This is a genomic window from Pseudomonas sp. 32_A (assembly GCF_017490905.1).
Classification (GTDB): Bacteria; Pseudomonadota; Gammaproteobacteria; order Pseudomonadales; family Pseudomonadaceae; genus Aquipseudomonas; species Aquipseudomonas inefficax.
Genome location: NZ_JAFGYI010000001.1, coordinates 173,511 through 191,904 on the forward strand (window position 1 = coordinate 173,511; position 18,394 = coordinate 191,904).

The 18,394-nt window shown below is 66.2% G+C and carries 2 protein-coding genes; both read right to left on the reverse strand.

Translation table 11 applies throughout. The annotated features are described in order from the left end of the window. Positions 1 to 11: 11 nt before the first annotated feature. The gene (locus J5M58_RS28260; protein ID WP_306795215.1) at positions 12 to 9,659 is read right to left on the reverse strand and encodes a non-ribosomal peptide synthetase; all 9,648 of its coding nucleotides are present in this window, start codon (positions 9,657 to 9,659) and stop codon (positions 12 to 14) included. An 892-nt stretch (positions 9,660 to 10,551) separates the two neighbouring features. Then, positions 10,552 to 18,393 carry a non-ribosomal peptide synthetase gene (locus J5M58_RS00770; protein ID WP_207876920.1) on the reverse strand — a complete coding sequence of 2,614 codons (7,842 nt, stop codon included), beginning with the start codon at positions 18,391 to 18,393 and terminating at the stop codon, positions 10,552 to 10,554. Position 18,394: the final 1 nt, after the last annotated feature.

Consider the following 18,394-nt stretch of genomic DNA (forward strand, 5'->3'; position numbering starts at 1 on the left):
CCGTTTGCATTTCAGACTGCCTCAAGCTCGCTCATGAAGTCCTGGAGTTCATCCAGGTCTGCATCGCTATGGGTATTCAAGCCATTGATCATTGCTGCGTAGTCCTGCAGCGTTTGCGCCTGGAACAACAACGCCAGGGGCAGGCTCGTGCCAAGCTCGACCTGTAGCCGCGCCATGACCTGGGTTGCCAGCAAGGAGTGCCCGCCCAGTTCGAAGAAGTTGTCGCCCAGGCCGACCCGCTCCAGCTTCAACACATCGGCCCAGATCGCCGCGATCCGTTGCTCCAGTTCGCTTTGTGGTGCGAGGTAGTCACGCTGCAACTGGCTGGCATCCGGTTGCGGCAGCGCACGGCGGTCCAGCTTGCCGTTGGCGGTCAACGGCAGCTTGGCCAGGAACAGCAGGTGGGCCGGCACCATGTAGTCCGGCAGGCTCGCCTTCAGCGCAGTACGCAGCGCTTCACGCTCGGCAGCCTGGGCCTCGATGCTGGCCATCACGGCTGCATCGGCAGGCACCACATACCCCACCAGCTGCTTGCCGCCAGGGCCGTCCTGGGCCAGCACCACTCCTTGGGCCACGCTGGCCTGCGCCTGCAACCGCGCCTCGATCTCGCCCAGCTCGATGCGAAAACCTCGAATCTTCACCTGATGGTCGATCCGTCCCAGGTACTCCACCACTCCCGCGCCGCCGTAGCGGGCCAGGTCGCCCGAGCGATACAGCCGGCCACCCTGGCTGTCGAACGGGTTCGGCACGAAGCGCTCGGCGGTCAGCCCCGGGCGCCCGTGATAGCCCCGCGCCAGGCCGGCCTGGCCGATCACCAGTTCGCCGTGGCTGCCCGGGGCCACCGGGTTCAGCGCGGCATCCAGCAGGTACCACGACAGGTCCGGGATCACCTCGCCGATCGGGCTGCTCGCACCCTTGGCCAGGTCGGCCTTGGTGATCGGCCGGTGGGTCACGTGTACCGTGGTTTCGGTGATGCCGTACATGTTGATCAGCCGTGGCTGCTGATCACCAAACGCTTCGAACCAGGGGGCGAGGCTGCTCACATCCAGCGCTTCACCGCCGAACACCACATGCCGCAGGGCCAGGCCCTGCCCCTGCCCCTGCCGCGCTGCCGCGCAGGCCACCGGGATCAACTGGCGGAACGCCGACGGCGTCTGGTTCAGCACCGTCACCTGCTCGCGCTGCAGCAGCGCATGGAAGTCCTCGGTGGAACGTGCCACATCCTTGGCCACCATCACCGCCCGGCCGCCGTACAGCAGCGCGCCGAACAGCTCCCATACCGAGAAGTCGAAGGCGTAGGAGTGGAACACCGTCCACACGTCACTGGCATCGAAGCGGAACCAGTCCTGCGTCGCCGCGAACAGCCGGACCACGTTCTGGTGCGGCAGCAGCGTGCCCTTGGGCTTGCCGGTGGAGCCGGAGGTGTAGATCACGTAGGCCAGGTTCTGCGGGGCTACTTCGATGTTCGGGTTGGCATCGCTGTAGCCGGTCAGGTCTTCGACATCCAGATCCAGGCTGTGCAGGCCAACCGGGATCGGCAGGGCTTTGCGCAGGTGCGACTGGGTCAGCAGCAAGGCAATGCCACTGTCGGCGAACATGTAGCTGAGGCGGTCCTCTGGGTACTCCGGGTCCAGCGGCACATAGGCGCCACCGGCCTTGAGAATCCCCAGCAGGCCGATGACCATTTCCAGGCTGCGCTCCATGGCGATGCCCACCAGCACGTCAGGGCCAACGCCACGCTCGATCAACTTGTGCGCCAGCCGGTTGGCCCTGCGGTTCAGCTCGCCGTAGCTCAGGGTCTGCTCGCCGAAAGTGACTGCCGGGGCCTCGGGGGCAGCCGCCACCCGGGCCTCGATCAGCTCGTGAATGCTGCGTTCATCCGGGAAAGCGACGGTGTTGCGATTCCAGTCATGCAGTACTGCCTGCTGCTCCTCCTCGCCCAGTAACGGCAGCTCGCTGATACGCTGGCCCGGTTGGCGCACGATGGCTTCCAGCAGGTTGACCCAATGCCGCGCCATGCGCTCGATGGTCCTGGCGTCGAAGAGATCAGTGGCATAGGTCAGCGCCGCACCGATCCCTTGCTCGGCTTCGTAGGTATCCAGGCTCAGGTCGAACTTGGCTGTGTTCGTGCTCCAGTCCAGGCCGGACATTTCCAGGCCCGGCAAGCGGTGCTGGCTACCCTTGAGTTCTGTCTGGTGGTTGTACAACACCTGGAACAATGGGTTGTGCCCAAGGTTGCGCTCCGGCTGCAAGGCTTCGACCAACTGCTCGAACGGCAGGTCCTGATGGGCCTGCGCGCCCAGGACACGTTGCCTGACCTGTTGCAGCAGCTCGCCGAAAGTCAGCTGCACATCGAACTCGGCACGCAGCACCTGGGTGTTGACGAAGAAGCCGATCAGGCGCTCGGTCTCGACCCGGTTGCGGTTGGCCGTGGGCACACCAACACGGATATCGACCTGGCCCGAGTAGCGATGCAGCAAGGTCTGGAAGCTGGCCAGCAGCAGCATGAACGGCGTCACGCCCTGCTGCTGGGCAACGCGCTTGAGGTTGACCGCCAGCTCATTACCCAACTCAATCGGCCAACGCGCGCCTTGGTGGCTCGGTACAGCCGGGCGCGGATGATCCAGGGGCAGTTCCAGCACCGGCTGCTCACCCCCCAATTGTTCGGTCCAGTAGGCCATCTGCCGCGCCTGCTCGCCGGCTTCCATCCAGTTGCGCTGCCACACGGCGAAGTCCGCGTACTGGATCGGCAGGACCGGCAGTGTCGGCTCCTGGCCCTGGCTGTAGCCCGCATACAGTTGCACCAGCTCATCGACCAGCACCGGCATCGACCAGCCATCCGCGACGATATGGTGCAGTGTCAGTACCAGCACATGCTGGTCCGCCGCCAGGCGCAGCAGCCGGGCGCGCAGCAGCGGCCCCTGCTCCAGGTCGAACGGTTGCCCGGCTTCGGCTTCGACCCAGGCACGCACAGCGGCCTCATCGGCGTGCGCCTGCTCCTCGATGGCCAGCGCGAACGGCACCTGGGCATGAACGACCTGCACCGCCTGCTCGCCGTCCAGGCGGAAGGTGGTGCGCAGGGTTTCGTGACGCTCGATCAAGGCGCCGAAGGCTTGCTGCAGGGCAGCGATATCCAGCGCCCCGGCCAGCTTCAGTGCTGCCGGAATGTTGTAGGTGGCACTGTGCGGTGCCCATTGCCACAGGAACCACTGCCGTTGCTGGGCGTAGGAAAGCGCCAGTGGTTGCTCCCGAGAAACCCGTGCAATACCGGTAGAGCCAGCTCGCTCACCTTGCGCTGCAAGCCTGGCGAAGTCGGCCAGGCTCGACGTTTCGAACAGCACGCGCAACTGCAGCTCCACGCCCAGGCTCTGACGTACCCGGGAGATCACCTGGACGGCGAGCAAGGAGTGCCCACCCAGTTCGAAGAAGTTGTCGCCCAGGCCGACCCGCTCCAGCTTCAGCACATCGGCCCAGATCGCCGCGATCCGTTGTTCCAGCTCACTCTGCGGGGCCACGTAGGCCGCTTGCAGCAGGCTGGCGTCCGGCTGCGGCAGCGCACGGCGGTCCAGCTTGCCGTTGGCGGTCAACGGCAGCTTGGCCAGGAACAGCAGGTGGGCCGGCACCATGTAGTCCGGCAAACCGGCCTTGAGCGCCTCGCGCAGGCTGTTGCGCAATGCGCCTTCGTCTTGCGTGCTGTCGACAGGCACCACATACCCCACCAACTGCTTGCCGCCAGGGCCGTCCTGGGCCAACACCAAACCCTGGGCCACGCTGGCCTGCGCCTGCAGCCGCGCCTCGATCTCGCCCAGCTCGATGCGAAAACCTCGGATCTTCACCTGATGGTCGATCCGCCCCAGGTACTCCACCACTCCCGCGCCGCCGTAGCGGGCCAGGTCGCCCGAGCGGTACAGGCGACCACCCTGGCTGTCGAACGGGTTCGGCACGAAGCGCTCGGCGGTCAGCCCCGGGCGCCCGTGATACCCCCGCGCCAGGCCGGCCTGGCCGATCACCAGTTCGCCGTGGCTGCCCGGGGCCACCGGGTTCAGCGCAGCATCCAGCAGGTACCACGACAGGTCCGGAATCACCTCGCCGATCGGGCTGCTCGCACCCTTGGCCAGGTCGGCCTTGGTGATCGGCCGGTAGGTCACGTGTACCGTGGTCTCGGTGATGCCGTACATGTTGATCAGCCGTGGCTGCTGATCACCAAACGCTTCGAACCAGGGGGCGAGGCTGCTCACATCCAGCGCTTCACCGCCGAACACCACATGCCGCAGGGCCAGGCCCTGCCCCTGCCGCGCTGCCGCGCAGGCCACCGGGATCAACTGGCGGAACGCCGACGGCGTCTGGTTCAGCACCGTGACCTGCTCACGCTGCAGCAGCGCATGGAAGTCCTCGCTGGAACGAGCCACGTCCTTGGCCACCATCACCGCCCGGCCGCCATACAGCAGCGCGCCGAACAGCTCCCACACCGAGAAGTCGAAGGCGTAGGAGTGGAACACCGTCCACACATCGCTGGCATCGAAGCGGAACCACGCCTGCGTCGCCGCGAACAACCGGACCACGTTCTGGTGCGGCAGCAGCGTGCCCTTGGGCTTGCCGGTAGAGCCGGAGGTGTAGATCACGTAGGCCAGGTTCTGCGGGGCCACTTCGATATTCGGATTGGCATCGCTGTAGCTGGCCAGAACCTGCTCATCCAGCTCCAGGCACTCGATAGCGGCCGGAATTGGCAGCACCTCGCGCAGGTGCGACTGGGTCAGCAGCAAGGCAATGCCACTGTCGGCGAACATGTAGCTGAGGCGGTCTTGTGGGTATTCCGGGTCCAGCGGCACATAGGCGCCACCGGCCTTGAGGATACCCAGCAGGCCGATGACCATTTCCAGGCTGCGCTCCATGGCGATGCCCACCAGCACATCAGGGCCAACGCCACGCTCGATCAACTTGTGCGCCAGCTGGTTGGCCCTGCGGTTCAGCTCACCATAGCTCAGGGTCTGCTCGCCGAAGGTGACCGCCGGCGCCTCGGGGGCAGCGGCCACCCGGGCCTCGATCAGCTCATGAATGCTGCGCTCATCCGGGAAGGCGGCTGTGTTGCGGTTCCAGTCATGCAGCACTGCCTGCTGCTCGTCCTCGCCCAGCAACGGCAGCTCACTGATACGCTGGCCCGGTTGGCGCACGATGGCTTCGAGCAGGTTGACCCAGTGCCGCGCCATGCGCTCGATGGTGCTGGCGTCGAACAGATCAGTGGCATAGGTCAGCGCCGCACCGATCCCTTGCTCGGCTTCGTAGGTATCCAGGCTCAGGTCGAACTTGGCTGTGTTCGTGCTCCAGTCCAGGCCGGACATTTCCAGGCCGGGCAAGCGGTGCTGGCTACCCTTGAGTTCTGTCTGGTGGTTGTACAGCACCTGGAACAACGGGTTGTGCCCAAGGTTACGCTCAGGCTGCAAGGCTTCGACCAACTGCTCGAACGGCAGGTCCTGATGGGCCTGCGCGCCCAGGACACGTTGCCTGACCTGTTGCAGCAGCTCGCCGAAAGTCAGCTGCACATCGAACTCGGCACGCAGCACCTGGGTGTTGACGAAGAAGCCGATCAGGCGCTCGGTCTCGACCCGGTTGCGGTTGGCCGTGGGCACACCAACACGGATATCGGCCTGGCCCGAGTAGCGATGCAGCAAGGTCTGAAAGCTGGCCAGCAACAGCATGAACGGCGTCACGCCCTGCTGCTGGGCAACGCGCTTCAGGTTGGTGACCAACTCATCGTCCAGCACGATCGGTAACCGCGCCCCTCTGTGGCTCGGTACAGCCGGGCGCGGATGATCCAAGGGCAGTTCCAGCACCGGCTGCTCATCACCCAGTTGTTCGGTCCAGTAGGCCAGCTGCCGCGCCTGCTCGCCGGCTTCCATCCAGTTGCGCTGCCACACGGCGAAGTCCGCGTACTGGATCGGCAGGACCGGCAGTGTCGGCTCCTGGCCCTGGCTGTAGCCCGCATACAGTTGCACCAGCTCATCGACCAGCACTGGCATCGACCAGCCGTCGGCGACGATATGGTGCAGGGTCAGTACCAGCACATGCTGGTCCGCCGCCAGGCGCAGCAGCCGGGCGCGCAGCAGCGGCCCCTGCTCCAGGTCGAACGGTTGCCCGGCTTCGGCTTCGACCCAGGCACGCACAGCGGCCTCATCGGCGTGCGCCTGCTCCTCGATGGCCAGCGCGAACGGCACCTGGGCATGAACGACCTGCACCGCCTGCTCGCCGTCCAGGCGGAAGGTGGTGCGCAGGGTTTCGTGACGCTCGATCAAGGCGCCGAAGGCTTGCTGCAGGGCAGCGATATCCAGCGCCCCGGCCAGCTTCAGTGCTGCCGGAATGTTGTAGGTGGCACTGTGCGGTGCCCACTGCCACAGGAACCACTGGCGTTGCTGGGCGTAGGAAAGCGCCAGCGGCCGAGCCCTGCTCACGCATTCGATGGCAGCAGCCGGTGCCCGCTCACCAAGCTCGGCACGTTTGGCAAAGTTCCTCAACACCGGAGCCTCGAACAGGGTAAGCAGCTGCACATCCAGCCCCAGGTGCTGACGAATGCGGGCAATCACCGAAACTGCCAGCAGAGAGTGCCCTCCCTGCATGAAGAAATGGTCGTCGAGGCCGACCCTCTCCAGCTTCAGCACATCCGCCCAGATCGCGGCAATCTGCTGCTCCAGCTCGCTCTGCGGGGCGATGTACTGGCCCTGCGTCTGGCTGGCATCCGGCTGCGGCAGGGCCTTGCGGTCCAGCTTGCCGTTCGGCGTCACTGGCAGCTTGCCGAGCAGCAGCAGGTGCGCCGGCACCATGTAGTCCGGCAGGCCGGCCTTGAGCGCCTCGCGCAGGCTGTCGCGCAAGGCGCTTTCGTCTTGCGTGCCGTCGGCAGGCACCACATAGCCCACCAGCTGCTTGCCGCTTGGTCCGTCCTGCGCCAGCACCACGGCCTCCTGCACACTCGGCAGTTCCAGCAAGCGTGCCTCGATCTCGCCCAGTTCGATGCGCAGGCCGCGAATCTTCACCTGGTGGTCGATGCGCCCGGCGTAGTCGATCACGCCATCGGCGCGATAACGCGCCAAGTCACCGGTGCGGTACAGGCGCCCGCCGTTGTCGCTGAACGGGTCTGGTACGAAGCGTTCGGCGGTCAGCGCCGGACGCTGGTGGTAACCACGCGCCAGGCCCACGCCACCGAGGTACAGCTCGCCGGCACTGCCGCGCACCGCCGGTTGCAGGCTGCCTTCAAGGATGTGGGTCTTGAGGTTGTCGATCGGCTGGCCGATCGGCACGCTGATGCTTTCGTCCGGTTGGCAGGTCCAGTGGGTGACGTCGATCGCCGCTTCGGTCGGGCCATACAGGTTGTACAGGCCCGCCGCCGGCAGGCGTTGCAGGGTCTGGCGGGCCAGTTCGGCCGGCAACGCTTCGCCGCTGCACACCACGCGCTTGAGGCTGACGCAGCTTTCGACCGCTTCGTGGGTCATGAACGCCTGCAGCATCGACGGTACGAAGTGCAGCGTGCTGATGCCGTAATGGTTGATGCATTCCACCAGCAGCTGCGGGTCGCGGTGCGCCCCGGGCTGGGCCATGACCAGGCGCGCCCCGGTCAGCAGCGGCCAGAAGAACTCCCACACCGACACGTCGAAGCTGAACGGGGTTTTCTGCAGCACGCTGTCGCTGGCGCCCAGACCGTAGGCCTTCTGCATCCAGCACAGGCGGTTGACCAGCGCCTGATGGCTGTTGCCAGCGCCCTTCGGGCGACCGGAGGAACCGGAGGTGTAGATCACGTAGGCGAGGTTAAGCGGGGCCACGTCGATGTTCGGGTTGGCGTCGCTGTAGCCGCTCAGGTCCACCATATCCAGGTCCAGGCTGCGCAGGCCGGCCGGGATCGGCAGGGCTTCGTGCAGGTGCGACTGGGTCAGCAGCAAGGCGATGCCGCTGTCCTCGAACATGTAGCTCAAACGGTCCTGGGGGTACTCCGGGTCCAGTGGCACATAGGCGCCACCGGCCTTCAAAATACCCAGCAAACCGACGACCATCTCCAGGCTGCGCTCCATGGCGATGCCCACCAGCACATCCGGGCCCACGCCCAGCTCGCGCAGCTTGTGCGCCAGCTGGTTGCTACGGCGGTTGAGCTCGGCATAGCTCAGGGTCTGCTCGCCAAAGGCCAGCGCCGGTGCATCCGGGTTGGCGAACACTTGGGCTTCGATCAGCTGATGGATGCTGTGCCCTGCCGGGTAGTCCGCTTCGGTGGCGTTCCAGTCGCGCACGATGATGCGCCGCTCAGGCTCGTCCAGCAGCGGCAGGTCGGCAACCCGCTGCCCGGGTTCGCACACGATCCCCTGCAGCAGGCTCAACCAATGCCGGGCCATGCCCTCGACGGTCGCGGCGTCAAACAGGTCGGTGGCGTAGGTCAGTGCCGCGCCAATACCCTGCTCGTGCTCGAAGGTATCCAGGGTCAGGTCGAACTTGGCGGTGTGGTTGTCCCAGGCCAGCTCTTCCATCTGCAGCCCTTGCAGGCTACGGCGCTCGCCCTTGGCCTGGGTCTGGTGGTTGTACATCACCTGGAACAGCGGGCTGTGGCCAAGGTTGCGCTCGACCTGCAAGGTCTCGACCAACTGCTCGAATGGCAGGTCCTGATGGGCCTGGGCACCCAATGCACGTTGCTTCACCTGCTGCAGCACGTCAATGAAAGTCATCTGCAAGTCGAACTCGGCGCGTAACACCTGGGTGTTGACGAAAAAGCCGATCAGGCGCTCGGTCTCGACCCGGTTGCGGTTGGCAACCGGTACGCCGACGCGGATGTCTGGCTGGCCGCTGTAGCGGTGCAGCAGCGCCTGGAAGCTGGCCAGCAACAACATGAACGGCGTCACGCCCTGCTGCTGGGCCAGATGCTTGAGTGCCTCGGCCAGTTCCTGGCCCAGCGCGACCTTTACCCGTGCGCCCTGATGGCTGCTCACGGCGGGCCGCGGGCGGTCGGCGGGCAGCTCCAGCACTGGCTGCTCTTCCCCCAGTTGCGCGGTCCAGTAGGCCAGTTGCTTTGCCTGTTCGCCGGCCTCCATCCAGTTGCGCTGCCAGGTGGCGTAATCGGCGTACTGCACCGGCAGCGCCGGCAATTCCACGGGTTGGCCCTGGCTGTGGCCGTGGTAGAGCTGCACCAGCTCGTTGACCATCACCGGCATCGACCAGCCGTCGGAGACAATGTGGTGCAGGGTCAGCACCAGCACATGTTCGTCTGCTGCCAGGTGCAACAGGCGCACACGCAGCAGCGGGCCCTGTTGCAGGTCGAAAGGCAGGTGGGCTTCGGCTTCGACGCGCTGGCGCAAGTGGTTGTCATCGGCCTGCGCCAGCACTTCAACGGGCAGTTCGAAAGGGACATGTGGGTGGATCACCTGAACCGCCTGCTCGCCTTCCAGGCGGAAGGTGGTCCGCAGCGTTTCGTGGCGCTCGATCAGGGCCTCGAAGCTGCGCTGCAGGGCTTGGGTATCCAGGTGGCCTTTGAAACGCAAGACGGACGAGAGGTTGTACGCACTGCCCACCTCGCCCAGTTGCGACAGTATCCACAAGCGCTGCTGAGCGTAGGAAAGCAGCACCGGCTCTGCAGGATCCCTCGGGAAGATCGGCGTGACACCGTACAGGTTCACGCCTTGTTTCTTGAGCAAGGCTGCCAACGCCTTACGTTTTTGGGTGGACAACGATACGACTGTATCGAGCAGCTCTTGCACAGGGAATCTCCTAAGAAATCAGCTCATCAATTTCCTCCGTAGTTAGACGGTTGAGTGGTGGCATGGATTTAGACGGAAATTCAGGGCAGTAGCGCCCGCGAACACCGGCGCAGCCGGTGCCTTCCACCGCGTCGCCTGCTTCGCGGGTAAACCCGCTCCCACAGGGACCCCACCAGCTGAAGCAATGCGCCATACCTGTGGGAGCGGGCGCGCCCGCGAACACCGGCACAGCCGGTGCCATCCACCGCGTCGCTTGCTTCGCGGGTAAACCCGCTCCCACAGGGACCCCACCAGCTGAAGCAATGCGCTGTACCTGTGGGAGCGGGCGCGCCCGCGAACACCGGCACAGCCGGTGCCATCCACCGCGTCGCTTGCTTCGCGGGCATGCCCGCTCCCACAGGGACCCCACCAGCTGAAGCAATGCGCCATACCTGTGGGAGCGGGTTTACCCGCGAACACCGGCGCAGCCGGTGCCATCCACCGCGTCGCCTGCTTCGCGGGTAAACCCGCTCCCACAGGCCCCCCGCCAGCTGAAGCAATGCGCCATACCTGTGGGAGCGGGTTTACCCGCGAACACCGGCGCAGCCGGTGCCATCCACCGCGTCGCCTGCTTCGCGGGTGAACCCGCTCCCACAGGCCCCCCGCCAGCTGAAGCAATGCGCTGTACCTGTGGGAGCGGGCGCGCCCGCGAACACCGGCGCAGCCGGTGCCATCTACCGCGTCGCTTGCTTCGCGGGCATGCCCGCTCCCACAGGGAACCCGCCAGCTCAAGGAATACGCTGTACCTGTGGATGCGGGTTTACCCGCCCGCACAGATCACATCAGGGCCTCAGGAAATCAGCTCATCGAGCTCATCCATGCTCAGGCTATCGAGCAACGCCAGGGATCTGGCCAGCTGGTCCTGGGTGGAATCGACCAAGGGCGTCCTGGCCTCCAACTGGCGACTGAAGTCAGCCAGCACCGGGAACTCGAAGAGTTCTTTCAATTCGGCCACTACCCCCACCTGCTCCCGGATGCGCACGATCACCGAGGTGGCCAGCAACGAGTGCCCGCCAAGCTCGAAGAAGTTGTCACCCAGGCCGACCCTCTCCAGCTTCAGCACATCCGCCCAGATCGCCGCAATCTGCTGCTCCAGCTCTCTCTGTGGCGCGATGTACTCGCCCTGCGTCTGGCTGGCATCCGGCTGCGGCAGGGCCTTGCGGTCAAGCTTGCCGTTAGGCGTCACTGGCAGCTTGTCGAGCAGCAGCAGGTGTGCCGGCACCATGTAGTCCGGCAAACCGGCCTTGAGCGCCTCGCGCAGGCTGTCGCGCAAGGCGCCTTCGTCTTGCGTGCTGTCGGCAGGCACCACATAGCCCACCAGCTGCTTGCCGCTTGGTCCGTCCTGGGCCAGCACCACGGCCTCCTGCACACTCGGCAATTCCAGCAGGCGCGCCTCGATCTCGCCCAATTCGATGCGCAGGCCGCGAATCTTCACCTGGTGGTCGATGCGCCCGGCGTAGTCGATCACGCCATCGGCGCGGTAGCGCGCCAGGTCACCGGTGCGGTACAGGCGGCCGCCGTTGTCGCTGAACGGGTCTGGTACGAAGCGTTCGGCGGTCAGCGCCGGACGCTGGTGGTAACCACGTGCCAGGCCCACGCCACCGAGGTACAGCTCGCCGGCACTGCCGCGCACCGCCGGTTGCAGGCTGCCTTCAAGGATGTGGGTCTTGAGGTTGTCGATCGGCTGGCCGATCGGCACGCTGATGCTTTCGTCCGGTTGGCAGGTCCAGTGGGTGACGTCGATCGCCGCTTCGGTCGGGCCATACAGGTTGTACAGGCCCGCCGCCGGCAGGCGTTGCAGGGTCTGGCGGGCCAGTTCGGCCGGCAACGCTTCGCCGCTGCACACCACGCGCTTGAGGCTGACGCAGCTCTCGACCGCTTCGTGGGTCATGAACGCCTGCAGCATCGACGGTACGAAGTGCAGCGTGCTGATGCCGTAATGGTTGATGCATTCCACCAGCAGCTGCGGGTCGCGGTGCGCCCCGGGCTGGGCCATGACCAGGCGCGCCCCGGTCAACAGCGGCCAGAAGAACTCCCACACCGACACGTCGAAGCTGAACGGGGTTTTCTGCAGCACGCTGTCGCTGGCGCCCAGGCCGTAGGCCTTCTGCATCCAGCACAGGCGGTTGACCAGCGCCTGATGGCTGTTGCCAGCGCCCTTCGGGCGACCGGTGGAACCGGAGGTGTAGATCACATAGGCGAGGTTCAGCGGGGCCACGTCGATGTTCGGGTTGGCATCGCTGTAGCCGCTCAGGTCCACCATATCCAGGTCCAGGCGGCGCAGGCCGGCCGGGATCGGCAGGGCTTCGTGCAGGTGCGACTGGGTCAGCAGCAAGGCGATGCCGCTGTCCTCGAACATGTAGCTGAGGCGGTCCTGGGGGTACTCCGGGTCCAGTGGCACATAGGCGCCACCGGCCTTCAAAATACCCAGCAAACCGACGACCATCTCCAGGCTACGCTCCATGGCGATGCCCACCAGCACATCCGGGCCCACGCCCTGCTCGCGCAGCTTGTGCGCCAGCTGGTTGCTACGGCGGTTGAGCTCGGCATAGCTCAGGGTCTGCTCGCCAAAGGCCAGCGCCGCTGCATCCGGGGTGGCGAGTACCTGGGCTTCGATCAACTGGTGGACGCTGCGCTCGTCCGGGTACGCCGCGTGGGTTTCGTTCCAGCCTTCGACCATCTGTTGCTGTTCTGCCAGCCCCAGCATTGGCAGCTCGCCAATCCTCGCGTCAGCATTCTCCACCAGCGCCTGCAACAGGTTGGCAAAGTAGCCAGCCAGGCGGCCAACGCTCTCGTCGCTCCACAGCGCACGGTCGTGGCTGTACTGCATCGACAGCGTGGTGCCCAGCTCCACCACCAGGGTCAGCGGGTAGTTGGTCTGTTCCTGCACGGCCACGTCGCCGAAGCGCAGGCCACCGGGCACGCCCTGTTGCAGCGCCTCGGCCACCGGGTAGTTCTCGAACACCAGGATGCTGTCGAACAAGGCGTCACCGCCCTGCCCCGCCCAGCGTTGCACATCGTACAGCGGGGTGTGCTCGAATTCGCGCACGGCTAGGTTGCCGGCCTGCACCTGGCCGATCCACTCGGCCACGGTCTGCTCGGCACGCGGGGTGCCGATAACCGGCAAGGTATTGATGAACAGGCCGATCTGCTCCTCTACCCCCGGCAGGTCTGCCGGGCGGCCGGCGACCGTGGCGCCGAAGCACACGCTGGCCTGGCCAGTGCAGCGCTGCAACAGCAGCAGCCAGGCCGATTGCACCAGAGTGTTGACCGTGACCCGGTTGGCCCGGGCGAAGGCTTCGATACGGGCGGTCTGCTCAGGGTCGAAGGCCACGCGGTGGTCGCCATGGCCACTTCCGCCCGCGCCTGCGCTGCCGGCGATGGCCTGAGCCAGGCGGGTCGGCTCGTCCAAGGCCGCAAGCTGGGCTTTCCAGAAGGCTTCGGCAACGGCTGCGTCCTGGCCCTGCAACCAGGCAATGTAGTCGCGATAGTGCGTGGCCTGGGCCTGCGGCACCAGGCCGGCGTAACGCTGCAGCACTTCGCCCAACAGGCGCGAGGTGCTCCAGCCGTCCATGAGGATGTGGTGGTTGGTGTAGATCAGGTGGTGGCGGGTATCGCCTGTGCGTACCAGAACCAGACGCAGCAGCGGCGCGGCAGCAAGGTCGAAGCCGCGCTGGCGCTCGCCCTCGGCAAGGGCCTGCAATGCCTGCTCCAGCGCCGGCTGGCCACGCCAGTCATGCTCGCTGCATGGCAATCCGACGGCCTTGCGTACCACTTGTACGGCCTGTTCCAGCTCGCCTTGCAGGATAAAACCGCTGCGCAGGATGTCGTGGGCATCGAGCGTGGCCTGCCACGCCTGCAGGAAACGCTGCACATCCAGCCCATCCACATCCACGCGCAGCTGGTTGATGTAGTTGCCGGCCTGCTGGTCGTAAAGGGTGTGGAACAACATCCCTTGCTGCATGGGTGACAGCGGGTATACATCGGCGATCTGCCCGGCCTCCAGCGGCAGGCTGTCCAGTTGCGCCTGGGTCAGCGCGGCCAGCGGGAAGTCCGACGGCGTCACGCCCTGGTGCCGCGCATCGCAGCAGTGCTCGACCAGCTCTGCCAAGGCCTGCCCGTAGGCCTGGGCCAGCTTCTCGATGGTGGCCGGGTGATGAATGTCGGCGCTGTAGGTCCACTCCAGGAACAGCTCGCCGCCGTACACCTGGCCGGTGATGCTCAGCCAGTTGCCCAGTTGTGCGCCGGCACATTGGGTACGGCCTGCGCTTTCCCCGCTTGGGGTGAACAGGGCGCCGGCCCCGGCATCGAAACTGGCATCGAACTGGCCCAGGTAGTTGAAGGTGACACGAGCCTGGGCGGCACGCTCGAGCCGGTCACGCACTTCAGCATCACCGAAGTAACGCAGCAAGCCGTAGCCGAGGCCTTTGTCCGGCACGCCGCGCAGTTGCTCCTTGATCGCCTTGATCGACTGGGCAAGGTCCTGGCCGGGTGTAAGACGCACCGGGAACAGGCTGGTGAACCAGCCCACGGTGCGGCTGAGGTCGAGGTCGTCGAACAGGTCTTCGCGGCCATGGCCCTCCAGCAGTACCTGCACGTTGCCCTGTGCGCTCCACTGGCACAGGGTGCGCGCCAGCGCGGTCAGCAGCAGCTCGTTGATCTGCGTGCGATACGCCGCCGGGGCTTGTTTCAGCAGCTTGGCAGTGCGCTCGGCATTCAGCCGTGTGGCGGCGGTACGCGCATGGGTGTTGGCCAGGCTGCCCTGCGGGTTGTCCCGCGGCAGTTCGCCGGAGTCGCCGGCCAGCGCCTGCAACCAGTAGCCGCGCTGTGCTTGCAGCGTCGGGCTGCCGGCATGGCTGGCCAGGCGCTCGGCCCAGGTCTTCACCGAGGTGGTCTTGGCGGGCAGGCTCACGGCCTGGCCGCCCAGCAGTTGCCGGTAGGCCGCTTGCAGATCTTCCAGCAACACCCGCCACGACACGCCGTCGACCACCAGGTGATGGACCACCAGCAGCAGGCGCTGCTGGCCATCGGCGAAGTCGAACAGTTCGGCGCGCAGCAACGGCCCGTGCTCCAGGTTCAGGCTGGCCTGCACCTGATTGCCGGCGGCATCCAGTTCATTCAGGACGGCCAGGCTGCGCTGGTGCAGCAGTGGTGCATTGTCCAGCGGCTGGAAGCGTGCCTGCCACTGGCTTTCGCCACGGCTGAAGCGCAGGCGCAGGGCATCGTGCTGCTCGACCACGGCGCGCAGGGCTGCCTCCAGATGTTGCACCTGCACCGGGCTGGTCGGCTTGAGCAGTACCGACTGGTTCCAATGCGCCGGCTGGGCGATCTCCATCTCGAAGAACCGCGCCTGCGCTGGCAACAACCCTGTCTCGCCGCTGATGGCAATGTCCACGGCGGCTACCGCTGGCTTCGGTTCGATGCGCTTGGCCACCTGGGCCAGCTGGGCGATGGTCTGTTGTTCGAACAGCTGCTTGGGGGTGATCCTGATGCCCTGGCGTTTGGCCCGGGCGATGATTTGCAGGCTGAGGATCGAGTCGCCGCCCAGTTCGAAGAAGTTGTCAGTGCTGCCAACCTGTTCCAGCTTGAGCACATCGGCCCACACCGCGGCCAGTTTTTCCTCGATTTCACCTTGTGGCGCCACATAGCCACGGCTGACAGCGCCCGGTAACGGCAGTGCGCGCTTGTCTAGCTTGCCGTTGGCAGTCAGTGGCAGACGCTCCAGCAGCAGTATCTGCGCCGGCACCATGTAGTCCGGCAGGCGTGCCTGCAATTGCGCCTGCAGCTGCTGCACGGTCACACCCGCATCGGCCACCCCGTAGGCCACCAGTTGCAAGCGCTCGGCGTCACCCTCCAGTGGCAAGGCCAGTACGACGGCCTCGCTGACACCGGGCAGGCCAGCCAGCACCCGGCCGACTTCACCAGGCTCCACGCGATAGCCACGGATCTTCACCTGGTCATCGGCACGGCCGATGAACTCGACCAGGCCATCGGCCGTCAGCCGCGCGCGGTCGCCGGTGCGGTACAAGCGGGCACCACCCTCGGTCGGCACGAAGCGTTCGGCGGTCAAAGCCGGCTGGCCCAGGTAGCCCTGGGCGACGCCTTGCCCACCCAGGTAAAGCTCACCGGGCACCCGCGTCGCCAACGGGTTGAGGTAGCCATCCAGGACCTGGGCGCAGGCGTTGCCCAGCGGGCGCCCGACCGGCACCGTGCGGCAGCCAGGCTGTGGCTGCCCCGGCTCGAACGTGAGCACGCCGACTGTGGTTTCGGTCGGGCCGTAGTGGTTGATGACCCGGCAGGCCGGGCGCAGTTCGCGGATTTTTTCCAACAGGCTCCAGCTGCATGCCTCACCGCCCAGGATCAGTGCCTCGGCGGGCAGCACATCGGCGGCGCGTGCCGCTTGCAGCAAACCTTGCAGGTGGCTCGGCACCAGCTTGAGCACGCCGACCTGGTGCTGTGCCATGTAGCTGGCGAAGCCATCGGGGTCGAACGCCAGTTCCTGTGGCAACAAGTGCAGCAGGCGGCCTGAGGCCAGGGCACCGAACAGCACCGTGTGGCCCAGGTCGGCTGCGGTGGTGGAGACCATCGCCATGCTCGCTGCGGCCGGCAGTTGCAGGCGCTCCAGCACCGCCTGGGTGTAGCTGGCCAGCGCCCCGTGGCTGATCACCACGCCTTTCGGCTGACCAGTCGAGCCCGAGGTGTAGATCAGATAGGCCGGTTGTTCGGCGGCGATGGCCACCTCGACCGGGCTGTCGCTGCAGGTTGCCCAGGCGGTGTGATCGCAGGCAATCAGCTGCACGCTGTCCAGGCTTGCGAAGCGCTGGTCGTCCGGCGCATGCACTAGGACAGCGGCGCTACTGTCGGCAATCAGTTGTTGCAGGCGCTCCTGCGGTTGCTGGGCGTCCAGCGGCAGGTAGGCAGCGCCGGTCTTGAGCACTGCGAGCAAGGCGCTGACCCACTCGATGGAGCGCGGCAGGCACAGGGCAACGATGTTGCCGACGCCGATGCCGCGCTGGCGCAGGTAGTTGGCCAGCCGGTTGGACGCCGCCTCCAGACCGGCCTGGGTCATGAACCGGTCACCGGCACGCACACCACCGTGTGCCTGACCTTGCGCCATTGCCTGGCGCCACAGGGCGAGGAAGTCACCATGCGGGTAGGCCTGCGTGGTCGCCGGTAGCAGCGTCGCCACTTGCGGGCTGTCGACGATCGCCTGCTGCGGGTCACGGATCAGCGCATCCAGTACCTGGCGCAGCGAAGCGGCCATGCGTTCGATGGTGGCCTGCTCGAACAGGTCGGTGGCGTAGGTGAAGTAGCCTTCGATGCCGTCGGCCTTGTCGGAGAAATCGAACGCCAGGTCGAAGCGGGCATCGCCGCCGTCACGGGCAAAGCCCTCCACCTCCAGCGCGCCCAGGCGCTTGCGCCCCGCATCGCTGGCAGCCACGTGCTGGTTGATCTTGAACTGGAACAGCGGGTTGTGGGCCAGGTTGCGCTCGGGCAGCAAGGCATCGACCAGGTGCTCGAACGGCAGTTCCTGGTGCGACTGGGCGCCGCCGATCACATCCTTTACCTGCTCCAGCAGCGCGGCAAAGGTGGCGCGCTCGTCTACCTGCACGCGCAGCACCTGGGTGTTGATGAAAAAGCCGATCAGGCCTTCCAGCTCCTTGCGGTTGCGCCCTGCGTTCGGGGCGCCGATGCGGATGTCGGCCTGGCCGCTGTAGCGCGACAGCACCACCGCCATGGCCGCCAGTACCAGCACGAACAACGTGTGGCCACCTTTGCGCGCCTGGCTGCGCAGGGCCTCGGCCTGTTCGGTGCCGATATCCACGCGCACCACCGCGCCACGCTGGCTGGGCGTGGCCGGGCGCTCGAAGTCCAGCGGCAGGCTCAGCACCGGCTGCTCATCGCCCAACTGCGCCTGCCAGTAGGCCAACTGGCGCTGCGCTTCACCGGCCTCGAGCCAGGCGCGCTGCCAGATGGCGTAGTCGGCGTACTGGATCGGCAGAGCCGGCAACTCGGCCTGCCGGCCTTCGGCCAGGGCGCTGTACAGCTGGATGAATTCCCGCACCAGCACATCGCTTGACCAGCCATCGGAGATGATGTGGTGCATGCTCAGCCCCAGCACGTGGTGATCGGCGGCCACGCGCAGCAGGGTCACCCGCAGCAGCGGGCCGGTCAGCAGGTCGAAAGGCTGCTTGAGGGCGGCATCCACGGCCACGCTCAGCGCTGCCTCATCGGCGGCAGCGTCGAGCATCACCAGCGCCAGCGGGCAGTGTTCGAGGATTTCCTGGTAGAACTCACCCTCCTCCGAGGCGAAGCGCGTACGCAGCGACTCGTGGCGTTGCACCAGCGCATCCAGCGCCTGTTGCAGCAGCGCCTGGTCCAGGGCGCCCTTCAGGCGTACTGCCATCGGCACGTTGTAGGCCGGGCTGTCGGGCTCCAGCTGCCAGAGAAACAGCAGGCGTTGCTGGGCGTACGACAGCGGAATACGCGCCAGGCCCTGGCGCGCGGGCACGATGGGCAGCAGGCGGAAGCTCTGCCCGGTGGCCTGCATCTTTTCCAGGATCTGCTGGCGTTGCTCCACGGGGAGGCCAACGAAACGTTGGGCGATGCGTTGTGCGGCGGTGAGTTCCATG